We start from the raw sequence: 15823 nt of genomic DNA, 5'->3' as shown, positions 1-15823 counted from the left end.
GCGGCTCGCCCGGTCATCGGCGGTGGAAGGTCGCCTGGCGCTTCTCGGCGAACGCGGCGCGGCCCTCGTCGGCGTCGGCGGTGGCGAAGGTGATCGTCTGCAGGTCGCGTTCGTAGCGGATGGACTCATCCTGCGTCATGTTGAACGCCGCGCGCAGGTTCGCCTTGGCGGTCTCGGCGGCGATCGGCGGGCGGCTCGCGATGACGGCGGCGAGCTCCTGTGCCCGGGCGACGAGTCGGGCCGGCTCGACGAGTTCGGTGACGAGGCCCCACCGCAGGGCGGTGTCGGCGTCGATCGGGTCGCCGGTCATGAGCATGACGGCGGCGTTCGACGGACCGACCGAGTGCGCGAGGAACGTGCTCATGCCACCGCCGCCGATCCAGCCGAGCTTGATCTCGGGTGCGGCGAAGCTCGCGGTCGTCGAGGCGAGACGGATGTCGCAGCTCAGCGCCGTCTCGAGGCCGCCGCCGAACGCGTAGCCGTTGACGGCGGCGATCACGGGCTTGCGGGCGGCGCGGATCGCGTCGCAGTAGTCCGCGCGGTTGCGGAACTCCCACGGCGTCGCGTAGGCATCGAGGGTGCGGATGTCGGAGCCCGCGCAGAACGCACGGTCGCCGTCGCCCGTGAGCACGATGGCGCGGACCTCGTCTGCGGCATCCGCCCATTCGATGACGTGCACGAGCGCCTTGGACATCTGCTGCGTGACGGAGTTCAGCTTCTCGGGCCGTGCGAGCGTGATGGTGACGACGGCACCCTCCACCTCGACGCGCAGGTGCTCGTGGTCGTGCGGGTACTGGAGGTCGGTCATGCGTGACTCCGTTCGGTCAGGGACGCGAGGGCGTCGAAGCGGGCGTTGACGGCGTCGATGGCGTCGACCCCGGCAGCGGCCGGCGGGGCGTCGCCGAGCAAGGCGTCGCGCAGGATCGCGGACGCCTCGGACTGGAAGGCGGTGTACCCCGCGACGCGCGGCCGCACCCACGACCCCTCGATGGTCGTGAGCGTGCGGCGGTAGAAGTCGCCGGATGCCGCGTTCACGGCGTCGTCGGTCCAGGCGCTGCGGAGGCTCGGCTGGCCGTCGTGCTCGGGGATGAACCCCGCCTGCGCGGCGGGGTCGAAGAGCCCGGCCAGGTGGTCGAGCAGCGCGCGGTCGGGCGTGCTGCGGGTGGTGATCGCGATGCCGGTGCCGCCGATCGTCGAGCCGGGGCGCCCGCCCGCGGTCGCGGCCGGCGCGTCGTCGAACGCGAGCGCGCCCGGCCCCGAGGCGGAGTTCACGTAGCCGTAGACAAGCGGCACGTACGCGAGGTCACGTCGGCTGCGCATGCGTTCGAGCAGGTCGATCGGGTTGAGCTCGGCGGTGTCGGCGGGCGCACGACGGGCGATGCCGGCGAGCAGCTCGAACGCGGCCGCACCCGCCTCGGCGTCGAGGAGGCCGGTGCCGGGCTCGGTCGCCGGCTCATGGCCGAACGCCGCGCAGACCGACATGAGGGTGAGCAGCGCGTGCGGCCCGGCGAGGCTCAGGGCGACGCGCGCGACACCGGCTTCGGCGAGCGCCGCGACCTCGTGCCAGGTGGCGGGTGCGGCGTCGAGCAGTTCGGGCACCCGCACCGACACCTGCGTCGCGGCGTCGAGGGGCAGCGCCCAGAGCGAGCCGTCCACCGTGTACGACGCGGCGCTCGGGCCGACCGTGTCGGCGCGCAGGCGCGCGACGAGTTCGGCCGGGAACAGCTCGTCGACCGGGCGCAGCGCTCCGGCGGCGAGCGCGTCGCCGAGGTGCGGGTGGTCGAGCACGATCACGTCGTAGCGTTCGGCGAGCTCGCCGATCGGCGCGGACTCGAACCCCTCGAGCGAGTGCACGTGCCACTCGATGAGCGGCCTGCCCGCGGCATCCGTCGTCGCCGCAGCCGCGGCCTCGAGTGCGTGCCGTCCGCGCGGGTGGTCCCACGTGAGGCCGAGGTACCCGGTCATCAGGCGCCGGCGACGGCGGGCGCGGCATCCGTCGCCCGTGCCGCACCCGAGGCGAGGATCGCGTCGATACGGTCGGCGTCGTACCCCGCCTCGGCCAGCACCTCGCGCGTGTGCTCGCCGACGAGCGGTGCGCCGCGGTAGAGCTGCGGCGGCGTCGCCGAGAAGCGGTAGGGGAACCCCGGGGTCTTCACGCGCCCCTCGGTCGGGTGCTCGTACTCGATGAACGTGCCGTTGTGCCGGATCTGCGGGTCGTCGACGAGCTGCGCGTAGTCGTTCACCGGCCCGATCCACATGCCGGCGGCGCCGAGGGCCGCGATCCAGTGCGCCGCGGTGTTCTCGCGCAGCTTCGTCGCCGTGCGGGAGTGGATCTCGTCGCGACGGGTCCAGCCCTCGACCTCGCTCGACCAGCCCTCGAACGCGGGCTCGCCGATGAGGCGGCCGAGCTCGTGCAGGTCGGCGAAGGCGAGCGCGACGTACCCGTCGCTCGTCTCGAAGACGCCGTAGGGCGCGCGGATGTAGACGTGCGCGTGCGGCTGGGCCGAACGCTGCTGGGCCTTGCGGCCCACCGTGAAGACCGAGAGCTCCTGCATCTGCAGCGTCGTGAGCGCGTCGAGCATGTTGACGGTCACGAGTTGGCCCTCGCCCGTGCGCTCGCGGTGCAGGAGCGCGGCGAGCACGCCCTCGAACGCGGTCGACGCGGTGATCGCGTCGGCGAGGTACTGGCCGGCGGGCGACGGCTCGTCGCCGTCGCGGCCCGCGGAGTACATCGCGCCGGACATCGCCTGCAGTAGCAGGTCCTGGCCGGGGCGGTCGCGGTACGGGCCGTCCTCGCCGTAGCCCGAGATCGAGACGTAGACGATCGACGGGTTGATCTCCCGCAGCGACTCGTAGTCGACGCCGAGCCTCGCGGCGACGCCCGGCCGGTAGTTCTGCAGGAACGCGTCGGCGCCGGCGATGAGCTCGCGCAGGGCCGCCTTGCCGTCGTCGGCCTTGAGGTCGAGCGCGATCGACCGCTTGTTGCGGTTCAGCGAGAGGAACGAGACGTTGATCTCGTTGCCGGCGGCACCGCCGGCTGCGGCGTGGCGCTGCCACTCGCCGGTCGTCGGCTCGACCTTGATGACATCGGCCCCGAGATCGCCGAGGCGCTGGGCCGCGAACGGGCCGGCCATGGCGATCGAGCAGTCGATGACGCGGTATCCGGCGAGCACTCCCTGGGTCATGCGGCCTGCTCCTCGTCGTGCACGTTCACGTCGGTCCCTCCCGCAGCAGCGCTGCGCAGCATGGCGTCGATCAGTTCCACCGAGCGGGCCGCCACCTCGACGTCGGAGTTGTTCTCGGTGCTCGCACCCGTGACGAGGTCGATGAACCGGTTCGGCGGCACGATGCACTCGTACGCGCCGGCGCCCGGCTCGACCTCGATGTCGAAGCGCGTTCCGTCGTAGCGATGCACCCAGGCGCGCTCGCGCTCGGTGTCGAGCATGAGCACCCCCTCGGTGCCGAAGATCCGGATGTCGACCTGGTACGGGTCGCCGTCGGGCACGGTCGCGGCACCCGAGAGCGACCCGAGCGCGCCGCCGTCGAAGGTGATGACGGCCGCGTTGAAGAGGTCGACCGCGGCACCGCCGTTCGAGACCTTCGCCATGACGGATGCCGCGCGCAGGTCGCTCAGCCAGAACAGCAGGGCGCTCGAGTGGGTGACCTGACCGTGGGCGTAGCCGCCGCCGCGCGCGGGCGACTGCCACGTGCTCGGCTCTGGGCCGCTCGTCTCGGAGTCCCAGAGCGCGCGGATGTGGTTCGTGTCGCCGGCGAAGAGGCCGCGGGTCGGCGAGGCCATGTTGCACGTCACGTGCTGGATCTCGCCGAGGTGCCCGGCCTCGACGAGGCGCTTGGCCTCGACGATGAACGGCTTGTAGTTCCATCCGTAGGGCGCAAGGAAGTGCACGCCGTGCTCGCGCACCCTGGCCGCGAGGTCCCAGCCCTGCGCCGCGCGCAGCGTCACGGGCTTCTCGACGAGTACGTGCAGCCCCCGCTCGATCGCGGCGACGGCCTGCGGGTGGTGCAGGTCGTGCGGCGTCGAGACGACCATCGCGTCGAGCTCCTGGTCGAGCAGTTCGTCGTAGTCGGTCGTCGCCATGCCGAACCCGAACTGCTCGCGCACGGTCTCGAGCTCGGGGCCGATGCCGCAGACCCCGACGAGGTCGACATCGTCGCGCGCGGCGAAGATCGGGAAGTGGTTGCTCGTCGCCCACCAGCCGGCGCCGACGGCGCCGAGGCGCACCCGGGCGCTCATCGAACCCACCGCCAGGTGCGTCGTCCGTCGGCTTCGATGGCGGATGTCGCGAGTCCGCGTCGTTCGAGCCGCTCGAGGTTGCCCGTCACGGGGAACACGGCGTAGTCGAGCGCATCCGGGCCCCATGGGCCGAGCTCGGCGCCCGCGGCGCGCACGAGCTCGAGGGTGGTCGCCGGCTCCGTGCGCTCGGCGAGCAGCGCGGAGACGACCTCGTCGATGCGCTGCGTGTAGGCCTCGCTCCCGTCGAGGAAGGCGGCGACGCCGTCGCCCTCGTAGACCGGGTAGTGCGCGGTGAGCAGCAGGTCGGCGTCGAGCGCGCGGAACGCCCGCAGGCTCTCGACGTACGGATCGACGTCGCGGTAGGTCGGCGGGAACGCGGCGCGGCCGTCGGCGAAGGGCACGGTCGTGCCGAGCGTGGCGTCGCCGATGAGCAGCGCACGGTTCTCGGCGTCGTGGATGGCGACGTGGCCCGGGCTGTGGCCCGGCACGTGGAGCACGCGCACGCGGCGTCCGCCGAGGTCGAACTCCTCGCCGCCGGAGACGCGCACGTCGACCGGCACGAGGTCGGAGACGCTCCGCAGGTACGCCGTCGTCTCGGGCGGGTCGTCGAACCCGTCGGTGTCGCGGAACTCGCCGTAGCGCTCGTCGATGAGTCGCTGCACGTCTTCGACGAGCGGGGCGTCGAGCTCGTGCGCGACGATCTGCACGCCGGGGATCGCCGCCTTCAGCGCGCCGTTGCCGCCCGTGTGGTCGAAGTCGCAGTGCGTGTCGACCGCCCACCGCAGCTTCTCGCGCGGGATGCCGGCGGCATCGAGGTACGGCAGCAACGTGTCGGTGACGCTCTCACGCACCCCGGTGTCCACGAGCAGGGCGGCGTCGTCGCCCTCGAGCAGGTAGAGCGCGACGAAGCGCTCGCCGAGCGGGGCCTGGATCCGGTGCAGGCCGGGTCGGAGTTCCATCGTGTCCGTTCTCCTTCTCAGCGCTCGACGCCGTCGAGCACGACGCGCAGGCCCGCGCGCATCGGCCGCATGTGCGGCCCGGCGGGGTCGGCCCAGCCGCCGCCGTCGCGCTGCTCGGTGATGAGCGCCTCGTCGATGCGGATGCCGCTGCCGGGCGCATCGCTCAGCACGATGCCGCCGTCGGCGAACTCGTGGTCGACGAGCACGCCGTCGGCGAAGCGCACGTCCTGCACCTCGGTCGTCAGGTGGTTCGGCACGGCCGTCATCACGTGTGCGACCGCCGGGTTGGCGTTGTAGCCGACCGGGCTGATCGGCAGGTCGCGGGCGGCCGCGGCGAGCGCGAGCCGGTGGATGTGCGAGACGCCCCAGATCGCGCCCGCCTGCACCACGTCGGGCGCCCCGGCGTCGAACAGGGGCCGGAACTGGTCGACGCCGGTGAGGTTCTCTCCGGTCGCGACCGCGGCCCTGATGCCGTTGCTGAGCCGGGCGTGCCCGGTGGCATCCCATCGCCGGAGCGGCTCCTCGACCCAGAGCAGGTCGACGTGCTCCTCGAGCGCGGTCACGTAGCGCACGGCCTGCTTGACCTGCCACGACTCGTTGGCGTCGAGCATGAGTCCGGGACGGCTGGTGTTCCCGCGCAGGGCGTCGGCGAGGATGCCGAGGCGACGCAGGTCGGCGTCGAAGTCGATGCCGCCCTTGAGCTTGCCCGCGACGAACCCGCGCTCGGCGAACTCCGCGTAGAAGGCGACGAGCTCCTCGTCGTCGAGCGCGATGTCCAGCCCTGAGGCGTAGCCGGGCACGAAGCGGTCGCGTCCGCCGAGCAGGCGCCAGAGCGGCTCTTCGGCGGCCTTCGCCTTGAGGTCCCAGACGGCGGCATCGAAGGTGGCGACGCCGCCGTAGGTCGCTCCGGCGTGCCCGCTCTTGAACACCTGGGCGAGCATGCGGTCGAAGAGGGCGGCTGCTCCCCGCGGATCTTCCCCCTCGAGCGCGGGGAACAGCCGCTCGAGATCGGCGTGCGAGCCGATCCCGACGCCCTCGAGGCCGATGTCGGTCTCGAGGATGACGATGGGCACCTCGGTGACGGCCTCGGGGATGTGCCCGTTGGCGTCGCCGATCGAGCGCTTCCAGTGGTGCTGGGCGGTCAGCGTGCGGTATCCGGTGATCTTCATGACAGCCTCGCGCTCATTCCTTGGTTCCGCCGGCGGTCATGCCCTCGACGAGGAACCGCTGCGCGAACAGGAAGATCAACAGGATGGGGGCGACCGAGATGAGCGTCGCCAGTGCCAGCGTCGGCAGCTGGATCACGATGCTCGATGCGGTCGTCGGGTTGAAGGCCGGCACGTTGGCCAGCAGGTTCGCGAGGCCGACCTGCACGGGGATCTTCGTTCCGCCGACGACGAGGAACGGCAGGAAGTAGTTGTTCCAGTTCGCCACGAAGCTGAAGAAGCCGACGAGCGCGATGACCGGTGTCGCGAGCGGCATGGCCACCTGCGCGAACACCCGCAGCTCGCCCGCGCCGTCGATGCGTGCGGCATTCAGCAGGTCGCGCGACACGGCCGTCGAGAAGTAGATGTAGGTCAGGTACACGCCGAACGGGAAGAACGAGAACGGCAGGATCACCGCGAGCGGGCTGCCGATGAGCTTCGCCGCGCTCAGCTCGAGGAAGATCGGGAGCACCAGCGCCGTGTTCGGGATGAGCATCACGATGAGCGTGGTCACGAGCAGCAACCGGCGACCGCGGAACTCGATGAGCGCGAGCGCGTACCCCGCCGGGATGCTCACGAGGAGCGTGATCGCGAGCGCGGCGAACGAGTAGAACGCCGAGTTGCCCATCCAGGTGGTGAAGACGCCGCTGCCGAAGGCGAACAGCTCGTTCCAGTTCGCGGCCAGCTGCTCGAAGGAGCCGAACGCGAACGGTCCGTCGAGCAGGAGCTGGTCGTTCGTCTTGGTCGGGGCGAGCAGGAGCCAGATGATCGGCAGCACGAAGAATGCCGCGACCACGAGCAGCACCAGCACGACGACCGCACGGCCGATCCACTGGCCCGGTGAGAGTGCGTGGCGCTCCCGGCGCCGCGGGGCGCCGTTGGTCACGATGGTGCGGGTGGTCATGTCAGTCACGTTCGAACAACTTTCCGCGGAAGATGAAGATCGCCGAGAGCCCCAGTGCGACCACGAGCAGCAGCACCGAGATGGCCGCCGAGCCCGAGAAGTCGCCCTGTCGGAAGGCGTAGAGGTAGGCGAGCTGGTTGAGCGAGTAGTCCTCGGGCACGACGTTCTTGGTCGCCTGCGCGAGGATCTTCGGCTCGACGAAGAGCTGGGTGCCTGCGGCGAGCGACATGACGCCCATGTAGCTGATCCACTTGGTGAGCATCGGCAGCTGGATGTACCACGCCGTCTGCACCGGGCCGGCGCCGTCGATGCGGGCGGCCTCCATGACCTCGACGGGGATGTTGTTGAGCGCCCCGTACATGATGACGATCCAGGAGCCGGCTCCGGCCCAGAAGGCGATGACCGTGAAGACGACCGGCAGGTTGCCGACCGCGACCACGTTGACGAGCGACTCGTAGCCCATGGCGTGCAGCAGTGCCGACACCGGGCTGACCGACGGGTCGAGCACGAACAGCCAGAGCAGCACGCTCGAGGCACCTGCGATGGCGCCCGGGATGTAGAAGAGGAAGCGGGCCGTGTTTCCGAGCCAGCGCACCCGGATGCCGTGCACGACGATCGCGAGCACGACGACCAGCACGATGAGGCTGACCAGCCAGTACAGCACGTAGAGGGCGACGTGCCCGACGGCCGGCAGGAACCGGTAGTCCCCCATCACGCGGGCGAAGTTGTCGAAGCCGACGAAGGCGCCGTTGCGCGTGAACGAGAGGTAGAGCGCGTAGAGCGTGGGAAGCAGGCCGAAGGCCAGCAGCAGCAGGGTGTACCCGCTGACGAAGACGAAGCCGAAGCGCGACTGCCCCGCGTTCACGCGAGACGCGCGCCGGCCCTCCGGCCGACGCCGCCCCGAGGGGACGGCGTCGACCGGAACCGGAGGTGCGGTGACGGTCACGTTACTCGACCGAGTAGCCGTTGACGGTGGCCTCGTTCTCGAGTTCCTCCTGCCAGGCGGGCAGCAGCGACTCGATGGTCTTGCCGTCGGCGATGCCGGGGATCACGATCTTGGCCCAGGCGGACTCGGGGCTCCACGAGGTGACGTTCCAGCCCGACCAGACCTGGCCCGCGGCATCCGACATCACGGTCTTGAAGTCGTCGTTGACGAAGTACCCGGCCTCGGCCTGCTTGTCGAGCCACTTGCCGGCGGCCTCGGTGTACGCCGGGTACCCCGACGACGCGTCGACCTGGAACTCGTCGGCGCTCGTGACGAACTCGAGGAACGTCTTGACCGCGTCGAGGTTCTTCGAGTGGCTCGAGGCGTACCAGACGCCGCCGCCGACGTTGCCGGCCGCGACGTCGCCGCCCTCCCACGTGAGCGGGGCGCTGACGCTGATCTCACCGGCCGGAACCGCGAGGCCGCCCTGGAAGATCGCGCCCGTGTACCAGACCGGACCGGGCACGCCGACGAGCTTGTCGGCGTACTTCGACGCGAAGTCGGCGCTGAAGAAGCTGTCCTGCACGAGCGTGCCGTTGGCGAGCATGCCGTCGATGATCTTCGAGATCTTCTCGGAGTTCGCGTCGCTCGTGTCGGAGTGGAACACGTTCGCCTCGGGCGACTGGAACACCGGCGACTCCGACCCGCCGTAGTAGACGTAGGTCATGAAGCTGTCGCCCATGCTGCCGAGGATGTAGCCGGGGTGCTCTGCGGCGAGCTTGTCGCCGAGCTCGGCGTACTCCTCCCAGGTCGTCGGCGTCTCGTAGCCGAACTCGTCGAGGAGCTTCTGGTTGGAGTAGAAGACGGTCTGCGCGAGGTCGTTGCGCAGGCCGTAGACGGTGCCGTCGATCGTCGTGTAGTCGAGCGATCCCTGGGCGAAGCCGTCGAGGAAGTCCTGCTCGATGAAGCCCTTGTTGAGCGGCGCCGCGAAGCCCTGCTCACCGGTGGTGGTCTGCTTGGACGCCCAGATCGCGTCGTTCTGCTGCGTGGAGAAGACGACGTCGGGCCATCCCTCGCCGGCCTGGTCCATGAGCGAGATCTTGCTCTGGAACGAGCCGCTGCCGCCGGCATTGCCGTCGTAGGTCTCGAGGTTCACCTCGATGTCGGGGTACTTCGCCTGGAAGGCGGTGACCGCCGGCTCGCGCGATGCGTCGACCCAGACGGTGATCGGGCTGTCGGCGACCTGCTCGGCCTGGGTGAAGCCCAACGAGGAGTCACCACCGCCCGATGCATCTGCGGAGCAACCGCTGAGCGCGAGGAGCCCTGCGGTGGCCGCGGCGGCCACCGTGAGGAACCGGGCCGCGCGGCGGCGGGAGGACGAGTGCTGTGACATTTCGCATCCTGTTCTGGTCGGCGTCTCTGACGACAATGCACCCAGGGGCGGGGGCAGAAGTGATTACATCATACGTCTTATCAAGTTCGCAAGGGACATCATAGGTATTACGAATCCTGATCGGTATGCTGTGACCCATGTCCGAACCGATGGCCGCACCGACCGCGGCAGCCGAGTACCCCACGATCGCCGCGCGCGTCCGTGCACCACGCCTCGGCGTGACGGTCGTCGGCGCCCTCGTCGACGCGATCGTCCGCGGCGACCTGCCGTCGGGGTCGTCACTTCCGCCCGAGGCCGTGCTCTGCGAGCAGTTCGGCGTCAGCCGCACCGTCATCCGCGAGTCGGTCAAGCGCCTCGAGGAGAAGGGCCTCGTCACCGTCGCCCAGGGGCGGGGCACCCAGGTGCTGCCGCCCACCTCGTGGAGCATGATCGACGCCACCGTGCTCTCCGCGCTCGTCGCGAACGACGCGACCCTCGGCATCCTCGACGAGCTCAGCGTCGTGCGTGCGGCCCTCGAAGCGGTCATCGCCCGCGACGCCGCCCTGCGCCGCACCGACGAGCAGCTCGAGCGCCTGCGCGAGGCCCTGATCCTCATGCGCGAGACCATCGGCGACGAGCCCCGGTTCAATGAGGCGGATGTCGTGTTCCACGCGGTCGTCGGCGAGATCACCTCGAACCGGCTCGCCGACAGCCTCGTGCGTACCCTGTTCGCGCAGGCCCGCGAGAGCGCGCGCTTCCACCTGCACAGCCAGCTCGACCTCACGCTCCAGGAGCACGAGCTCGTGTTCACCGCGATCGAGGCCGGCGACCCCGAGGCCGCCGAGTCCGCGATGCGCGCCCACATCATCGACGCGTGGGAGCGGCGCCGGCCGCCGAGCCCGCGGCGCTGAGCTCGACCGACATGACGAACGGCCCGGGAGTCTCCTCCAGGGCCGTTCGCCGTTCCTCGGTCGGGCGGCGTCAGCCGCGGGCGCCGGCCTCGGCCATCACCTGCTTCGCGGCATCCGGCCACTGCTCCTGGGGCACGCCGTTCAGCTCGACGTTGTCGGTCCACGTCGTGAAGTACTCGGGGAACCGCACGTAGCGCTCGCGTCCGCCGGTCCACCAGTTGCTCGTGAACGTCAGGTCGAGGGTGTTGAAGATCGCGGGACCGTTCGTGTCGGCGTTCACGTACATGTAGCGGCTCGAGTCGAGGATCACGTTCTCGCGCACCTCGATGTATCGCGAACCCTGGTCGATGAGCATGCCGAAGGTCTCACGACTGTCGGAGATGTAGTTGCGCTCGATGACCGTGCCCGGGCTCGCCGACAGCGTGTAGATGCTGCCGCCGTCGTGCATCTCGTTCTTCGTGTCGTAGATGCGGTTGTACGCCACGTGGTTGTCGCGGAACGTGGTGGGCGTGTCGTACACGGGCTGGTACTCGAAGAGGCCGGCGTCCTTGTAGTACTGGTTGCCGCCCGGGTCGTTGATGCCCCAGCCCCACCCGATGTCGATGCCGTCGTAGGGCAGGTCGGTGAGCGTGTTGTGCGAGATCTCGGCGCGCGTCACGTAGGTCGAGAGCACGCCGGCGCTGTCGCGGTAGCCCTGGCCGATGCGCGTGATCGTGTTGTCCTCGATCGTGATGTCCTGCACGGTCATGCGCGGGTCGCTCGGGTGGTGCGCATCGGGCTGGATGCCGCCGACGACGACGCCCGATCCGGCGAGGTCGCTGAACGTGTTGCCGAGCACGTCGATGTCGGATGCCCCGTAGCCGACGCCCGTCGCGTGGGCGTTGGGGTCCATGCCGATGCCGAGGCCGACCGAGCCGAGCTGCCCGAACTCGTTGCCCTCGAAGGCGACGCCGGATGCCGCGGAGACCTGCACGGCCGCCGGGATCTGCCACCATTCGTTGCGCGAGGCCTCGAACTCGGGGCAGCCGTCCTGGCAGGTGTCGAGGTAGTCGGCGGGCGGCGCATACTGGCCGACCATGTGGGCGCCGCTCTGCTGATCGGCGTAGCCCTGCTCGCTGCTCGGTCGCAGCCAGGTCGTGTCGGCGAAGCGGATGCCGGTGAAGGTGAGCCCGGTGACGGGGCGGTCGTAGGTGCCGCCGATCTCGACGAGCGTCTCGAGCCGCGGCAGGCGCACGTCGACGCCCTGCATGGTCGCGCCCGGCTCGGCCTCGTAGTAGACCTTGCCCTTCGGAGAGTCGAGGTACCACTCTCCCGGGTTCTGGAAGAACTCGTAGGCGTTCGCGAGGAAGATCGCACCCCGGTTGTAGGGCGACTTCAGGGTGTCGTAGCCGAAGTTGTTGTTCTGCCAGGCGGGCTGCACCATGGTGATCTCGTTGCCCGCGATGGACTCGACGGGCGAGATCCGGTCGGTGAACGAGCCCATGCTCACGATCTCGAGGTCCGACTGGTTGCCGAGCGCGCTGAGGTCGCCGAATCGGTCGTCGTTCAGGGTCAGCCCCTGCTCGGTCCAGGTCAGGTGAGCGCGGTCGTTCTTGTCGGCGCCGAGCTGCAGCTGCGTGCGCTTGGCGGGCGTGCCGTCGACGTAGAGCTGCCGTGACTCGGTGCCGGGCTTCACGTTCGCGACCCAGATGTTGCGTTCGGCGTCGTGCAGCTTCCAGCCGCCGACGGCACTGCCGCCCGAGAGCACGGCCTGCTCGCCCGGCGCGCTCGCCCAGGTGACCGTGTGCCCGTTCGCACCGGCGTCCTGCGGCCCGAACTCGAGCGGCTGCTGCAGCTCGTAGCGGCCGCCGTCGAGCAGCACCGTGACGTCCTGCTTCTTGCCCTTGTTCTTCACGACGCTCTTGGCGGCGTCGATCGACTTCACGACGATGTCGCCCTTGGGCGCGCCGTGCTTGCCGTGCGGTGCGACGACCACGGTCAGCGATCGGTCGGCGCCGTGACCGTTGCCGTTGCCGTTGCCGTTCCCGGCGTACGCGGCCGGGGCGACGGCGACCGCGCCGACGATCGCCACTGCGGCGGCCGTGACTGCGGCAAGGCGCGCCTGAGTGAGTATCCTCATTGATTTCTCCTCGATCATGTGTCGAATGACATCATACGAATTGTGAGGCTAAGTGCCCCGTTCGGGGGCCGTCAACCCCCTGTGCAGCATGTGCAACACGAGAGTCGTCTGATGATCGTCGTGGGAGCGCGACCATCCGCGGAATCGCGGGCGACGCGCCGGATCGCGCACCGAACGCGCACCGAACGCGCGAGACGGCCCGGGCGGAGCATCCACCCGGGCCGTCTCGCGCATCCCGCGCGCGGTTCGCGGATCAGTCGACGAGCGCCCCCGCGGTCAGGTTCGACACGACCCCGGTGAGCGAGGCGGCGCGATCGGATGCCGCGAACGCGAGGTATTCCGCGACCTCGTCGAGCTCTGGCAGGCGCCCGAGCAGCGTGGTGCTCGCGAGCGACTCCCACCAGTCGCCGATCGTGATGCCGCTCGAGTCGGCGATGCGTCCGAACATGCCGGCGGTGTACGACGACGAGGCGTCCGACAGCGCGTGCGGCCGGACGCACACCACGCGCACACCGGCCGGACCGAGCTCCCCGGCGAGCGCGCGGGAGAACCCCTCGAGCCCGGCGCTCTGCGCAGCGTTGCCGATGAGGCCGCGACCGCTGAGCCGGGCACCCGGCGTCGAGATCGTGAGGATGACGCCGCTCCCCTGCCCGACCATGACGCGCGACACGGCCTTCGCGGTCACGAAGTTGGTCTGCAGGTACCCGGTGACCGGGTGCAGGTAGGCCTCGAGCGACGTGTCGGCGATCGCGAGCCCCTGCACGTGGTCGAACCCGACGGCGTTCAGCGCGATGTCGATGCGTCCCTCTCGCATGGCGACCGCGTCGACATGGGCGTCGACGGCCTCCTGGTCCATCGCGTCGACCACGTCGATGTCGACGGTGCCGCCGAGCTCGCGAACCACGGATGCCGCGCCCTCGAGCCTCGGCAGGCTGCGCCCCGCCAGGTGCAGCCGCGCGCCCTCGCGGGCGAACACGCGCGCCGCGGCCGCCCCGATCGATCCTCCGCCGCCGTGGATCACGGCGACCTTCCCCTCGAGCAGCATCAGGCCGCCTCCCCTTCCGTGTAGAGCCCCGCGAATCGGGACATGATCTCGGTCCAGCCCTCGGCGTGCAGGCGCACCGCCTCGGCATCCGGAAGTCGTTCGTGGCGCACCTCGACGAGCGTCGCGTCGCCGTCGGGCTCGAAGCTGACCCGAACGACTGAGTCGACGCGATGCGTCGCATGCGAGCGCCAGGTGAACTCGAGCGTGCGCGGGCGGTCGATCACGAGGTAGGTCCCGGCGTGCACGAACTCGCCCGACGGGTCGTGCATCGTGATCGAGAACGACCCGCCGACGCGCGGGTCGGCGACGGCGGTCGACGCCGCGCTCCCGTCGCGTCGCATCCACACGGCGAGCGCCTGCGGGTCGAGCCAGGCGTCGAAGAGCCGGTCGGCGGATGCCGCGATCCGCCGACTCACGGTGACGACGGCGCTCATCGGGCATCACCGCCGTCGACGGGCTCGTCGTCGTCGGCGACATCGCCGATCGCGGCATCCGACAGCACGAACGCCTCGAGTGCGGCGAGCCGCTCCTCCCAGAACGCCCGGTACTGCTCCATCCAGGCGACCGCGTCGCCGAGCGCCTCGGCGCGCAGCGAGAGCACGTGATCGCGCCCGCGCACCTCACGGCGCACGAGTTCGGCGCGCTCGAGCACCTTGATGTGCTTGCTCGTCGAGTTCAGCGAGATCGGGAACGCGCTCGCGAGGTCAGTGACCCTCGCGTCGCCCACGAGGAGGCGGTCGAGGATCGCCCGCCTCGTGGGGTCGGCGACGGCGCCCAGCACGGCGTCCAGTTGATATTCACCCATGTGGGTGAATATATGCTTCCCACGGCGCAGCGTCAACCCCCTTCGATACCTCCGGGAGGCTCGCGCCTCAACCCGATTCGCGGGGGTCGGCGGCCCTCGGTACCGACCGGGACGCGCTTCCATCCCTGGGTTCGGCGCCGCGTGAGGCACTCGGTCCTCGACGACGGGAGCGGAGCGCGAGGGCCCCGACCGCGAGCAGTGCCACCGCCCATGCCGCCGCGGCCCAGCCCTCCACACCGGTGCCGCCCAACGCACCCGAGCCCGGGCCCGACGCGGGATCCTGACCGGTGAACGTCAGGCGACCGACCGCGGTGCCGGTCGTGTCGCCTCCCGCGCCGCTCATCGTCGCCGTGACGGTCACGGTCACGGCGCCGGCGGGAAAGGGCACCGGAACGGCATCACCCTCTGGATCGGTGCAGGCGCCGGTCGCGTCGCACACCTCGGTGCCGAGGCCGAGGACGGTGAAGACACCCGATCGCTGCTCCCATTCGAGCGCCACGAGGTCTCCGGCCCGCTGCAGGGTGAACTGCGCCGATTCCGTCTGAGGCACCCCGGGTGCGAGGTCCGCGAAGTGGAGCTCGAAGGCGAACGGCGGCGGCTCGGCCGCGACGGCGGGCGGCGGCATCCCGAGGCCCGCGCCGCCGAGCGCCAGCAGGCCGAGGAGCAGCATGCGCACCGGCGCCGTTCGGGTCCTGCGTGCCGCGCTCACCGCCGCACCTCTTCACTCCGGCGCGCGTCACCATCGGGCTCCGGCTCCGGCTCCGGTGGCGACTCCGACTCCGGCTCCGGCTCCGGCTCCGGCTCCGGCTCCGGTTCCGATCGACGAACCCCGCCGGGCAGCGCGGCGAAGAGCATCAGCGCACCGACGGTGACCAGCAGGGGGATCGCCACGGACGGGCGTGCGATCCGGTCGACGACGAACCCGACGCCCGACAGCGTCAGCTCCGGATGCCACACGGGCTCGCCCGACGCGACCTGGTACGGCAGCGGGTCCACGGCCTCGTTCGCATCGCCCTGCATCGTGAAGGCATGACCGTCGGCATCCTCCGCCACCTCGAGCACGCGGTGCGTCACGAGCGTGCCCGTCTGGGGATTCGGCAGGCTCACGATCTGCCCGACGCGCACGTCCTCTGCGGCGACCGGTACCGCGACGAGCAGGTCGCCGACCCGGATGCCCGGCTCCATCGACCCGGACACCACGATGAGCGGCTGCATGAGCCCTGCGGTCGTCGCGACCCACACCCCGCCGGCGAGCACGCCGATGGCGACGAGCACCCAACTCAGGATGCCGCCGATCCGCCGGAGGACCCCCATCACCTCGCC

Annotated in this window: 16 protein-coding genes; 1 reads left to right on the top strand and 15 read right to left on the bottom strand. The window is 70.6% G+C overall.

Annotation, left to right across the window (positions count from 1 at the left end):
- Nucleotides 1-13 precede the first annotated feature (13 nt).
- From ASE68_RS03835 to ASE68_RS03795, 9 genes are read right to left on the bottom strand one after another with little or no spacing between them, the layout of a single operon-like run.
- Nucleotides 14-808, bottom strand: a complete 795-nt coding sequence (locus tag ASE68_RS03835; protein ID WP_055855308.1) for an enoyl-CoA hydratase/isomerase family protein — start codon at nucleotides 806-808, stop codon at nucleotides 14-16.
- A complete protein-coding gene (locus ASE68_RS03830) occupies nucleotides 805-1965 on the bottom strand; it encodes an extracellular solute-binding protein (protein ID WP_055855306.1) in 1161 nt (386 codons plus the stop codon). The genes ASE68_RS03835 and ASE68_RS03830 overlap by 4 nt, the downstream gene beginning before the upstream one ends.
- Complete coding sequence (locus ASE68_RS03825) at nucleotides 1965-3185, bottom strand: CaiB/BaiF CoA-transferase family protein (RefSeq protein ID WP_055855304.1); 1221 nt, start codon at nucleotides 3183-3185, stop codon at nucleotides 1965-1967. The genes ASE68_RS03830 and ASE68_RS03825 overlap by 1 nt, the downstream gene beginning before the upstream one ends.
- The gene (locus ASE68_RS03820; protein ID WP_055855302.1) at nucleotides 3182-4255 is read right to left on the bottom strand and encodes a Gfo/Idh/MocA family protein; all 1074 of its coding nucleotides are present in this window, start codon (nucleotides 4253-4255) and stop codon (nucleotides 3182-3184) included. Before ASE68_RS03820 ends, ASE68_RS03825 begins: the two co-directional genes overlap by 4 nt.
- Nucleotides 4252-5214 (bottom strand): MBL fold metallo-hydrolase, encoded by a 963-nt coding sequence (locus tag ASE68_RS03815; protein WP_055855299.1) that lies wholly within the window; start codon nucleotides 5212-5214, stop codon nucleotides 4252-4254. The genes ASE68_RS03820 and ASE68_RS03815 overlap by 4 nt, the downstream gene beginning before the upstream one ends.
- A 17-nt stretch (nucleotides 5215-5231) precedes the next feature.
- Nucleotides 5232-6383 (bottom strand): mandelate racemase/muconate lactonizing enzyme family protein, encoded by a 1152-nt coding sequence (locus tag ASE68_RS03810; protein ID WP_055855298.1) that lies wholly within the window; start codon nucleotides 6381-6383, stop codon nucleotides 5232-5234.
- Between the two features lie 13 nt (nucleotides 6384-6396).
- Entirely contained in the window at nucleotides 6397-7323 is a 927-nt protein-coding gene (locus ASE68_RS03805; RefSeq protein ID WP_082461967.1) for a carbohydrate ABC transporter permease, read from the bottom strand.
- 1 nt (nucleotide 7324) lies between these two features.
- Nucleotides 7325-8269: a carbohydrate ABC transporter permease gene (locus ASE68_RS03800; protein WP_082461966.1), complete on the bottom strand. Its 945-nt coding sequence runs from the start codon at nucleotides 8267-8269 to the stop codon at nucleotides 7325-7327.
- 1 nt (nucleotide 8270) lies between these two features.
- On the bottom strand, nucleotides 8271-9641 hold the full coding sequence (locus ASE68_RS03795) for an ABC transporter substrate-binding protein (protein ID WP_055855296.1): 1371 nt from the start codon (nucleotides 9639-9641) through the stop codon (nucleotides 8271-8273).
- Between the two features lie 137 nt (nucleotides 9642-9778).
- On the opposite strand from ASE68_RS03795, the gene ASE68_RS03790 reads away from it, so the two are divergent.
- On the top strand, nucleotides 9779-10531 hold the full coding sequence (locus tag ASE68_RS03790; RefSeq protein ID WP_235480753.1) for a FadR/GntR family transcriptional regulator: 753 nt from the start codon (nucleotides 9779-9781) through the stop codon (nucleotides 10529-10531).
- Between the two features lie 70 nt (nucleotides 10532-10601).
- On the opposite strand, the gene ASE68_RS03785 is transcribed toward ASE68_RS03790, so the two are convergent.
- The 6 genes from ASE68_RS03785 to ASE68_RS03760 all read right to left on the bottom strand — a co-directional run bounded on the left by ASE68_RS03785 (nucleotide 10602) and on the right by ASE68_RS03760 (nucleotide 15814).
- Nucleotides 10602-12650 carry a right-handed parallel beta-helix repeat-containing protein gene (locus tag ASE68_RS03785; protein WP_157421534.1) on the bottom strand — a complete coding sequence of 683 codons (2049 nt, stop codon included), beginning with the start codon at nucleotides 12648-12650 and terminating at the stop codon, nucleotides 10602-10604.
- A gap of 253 nt (nucleotides 12651-12903) precedes the next feature.
- Nucleotides 12904-13695, bottom strand: coding sequence for an SDR family NAD(P)-dependent oxidoreductase (locus ASE68_RS03780; protein ID WP_055855292.1), 792 nt, complete (start codon nucleotides 13693-13695; stop codon nucleotides 12904-12906).
- On the bottom strand, nucleotides 13695-14129 hold the full coding sequence (locus ASE68_RS03775; protein WP_055855291.1) for an SRPBCC domain-containing protein: 435 nt from the start codon (nucleotides 14127-14129) through the stop codon (nucleotides 13695-13697). The genes ASE68_RS03780 and ASE68_RS03775 overlap by 1 nt, the downstream gene beginning before the upstream one ends.
- Nucleotides 14126-14500, bottom strand: a complete 375-nt coding sequence (locus tag ASE68_RS03770) for a helix-turn-helix transcriptional regulator (RefSeq protein ID WP_055855289.1) — start codon at nucleotides 14498-14500, stop codon at nucleotides 14126-14128. The genes ASE68_RS03775 and ASE68_RS03770 overlap by 4 nt, the downstream gene beginning before the upstream one ends.
- Nucleotides 14501-14567: 67 nt before the next feature.
- Nucleotides 14568-15209 carry a hypothetical protein gene (locus ASE68_RS03765; RefSeq protein WP_157421533.1) on the bottom strand — a complete coding sequence of 214 codons (642 nt, stop codon included), beginning with the start codon at nucleotides 15207-15209 and terminating at the stop codon, nucleotides 14568-14570.
- Nucleotides 15206-15814 carry a signal peptidase I gene (locus tag ASE68_RS03760; RefSeq protein ID WP_235480752.1) on the bottom strand — a complete coding sequence of 203 codons (609 nt, stop codon included), beginning with the start codon at nucleotides 15812-15814 and terminating at the stop codon, nucleotides 15206-15208. Before ASE68_RS03760 ends, ASE68_RS03765 begins: the two co-directional genes overlap by 4 nt.
- Nucleotides 15815-15823 lie beyond the last annotated feature (9 nt).

The organism is Agromyces sp. Leaf222 (assembly GCF_001421565.1).
In the GTDB taxonomy this organism is placed as follows: domain Bacteria; phylum Actinomycetota; class Actinomycetes; order Actinomycetales; family Microbacteriaceae; genus Agromyces.
The sequence above is the reverse complement of the archived record's forward strand: the minus strand, read 5'-3'. Positions and strand labels throughout refer to the sequence as shown.

Bases quoted from the DNA above. Each gene is read 5' to 3' on its own strand.
- ASE68_RS03790 (WP_235480753.1), top strand. From the start codon at position 9,779: ATGTCCGAACCGATGGCCGCACCGACCGCGGCAGCCGAGTACCCCACG.
- ASE68_RS03815 (WP_055855299.1), bottom strand. From the start codon at position 5,214: ATGGAACTCCGACCCGGCCTGCACCGGATCCAGGCCCCGCTCGGCGAG.
- ASE68_RS03810 (WP_055855298.1), bottom strand. From the start codon at position 6,383: ATGAAGATCACCGGATACCGCACGCTGACCGCCCAGCACCACTGGAAG.
- ASE68_RS03760 (WP_235480752.1), bottom strand. From the start codon at position 15,814: ATGGGGGTCCTCCGGCGGATCGGCGGCATCCTGAGTTGGGTGCTCGTC.
- ASE68_RS03820 (WP_055855302.1), bottom strand. From the start codon at position 4,255: ATGAGCGCCCGGGTGCGCCTCGGCGCCGTCGGCGCCGGCTGGTGGGCG.
- ASE68_RS03795 (WP_055855296.1), bottom strand. From the start codon at position 9,641: ATGTCACAGCACTCGTCCTCCCGCCGCCGCGCGGCCCGGTTCCTCACG.
- ASE68_RS03775 (WP_055855291.1), bottom strand. From the start codon at position 14,129: ATGAGCGCCGTCGTCACCGTGAGTCGGCGGATCGCGGCATCCGCCGAC.
- ASE68_RS03830 (WP_055855306.1), bottom strand. From the start codon at position 1,965: ATGACCGGGTACCTCGGCCTCACGTGGGACCACCCGCGCGGACGGCAC.
- ASE68_RS03770 (WP_055855289.1), bottom strand. From the start codon at position 14,500: ATGGGTGAATATCAACTGGACGCCGTGCTGGGCGCCGTCGCCGACCCC.
- ASE68_RS03835 (WP_055855308.1), bottom strand. From the start codon at position 808: ATGACCGACCTCCAGTACCCGCACGACCACGAGCACCTGCGCGTCGAG.
- ASE68_RS03785 (WP_157421534.1), bottom strand. From the start codon at position 12,650: ATGAGGATACTCACTCAGGCGCGCCTTGCCGCAGTCACGGCCGCCGCA.
- ASE68_RS03825 (WP_055855304.1), bottom strand. From the start codon at position 3,185: ATGACCCAGGGAGTGCTCGCCGGATACCGCGTCATCGACTGCTCGATC.
- ASE68_RS03805 (WP_082461967.1), bottom strand. From the start codon at position 7,323: ATGACCACCCGCACCATCGTGACCAACGGCGCCCCGCGGCGCCGGGAG.
- ASE68_RS03780 (WP_055855292.1), bottom strand. From the start codon at position 13,695: ATGCTGCTCGAGGGGAAGGTCGCCGTGATCCACGGCGGCGGAGGATCG.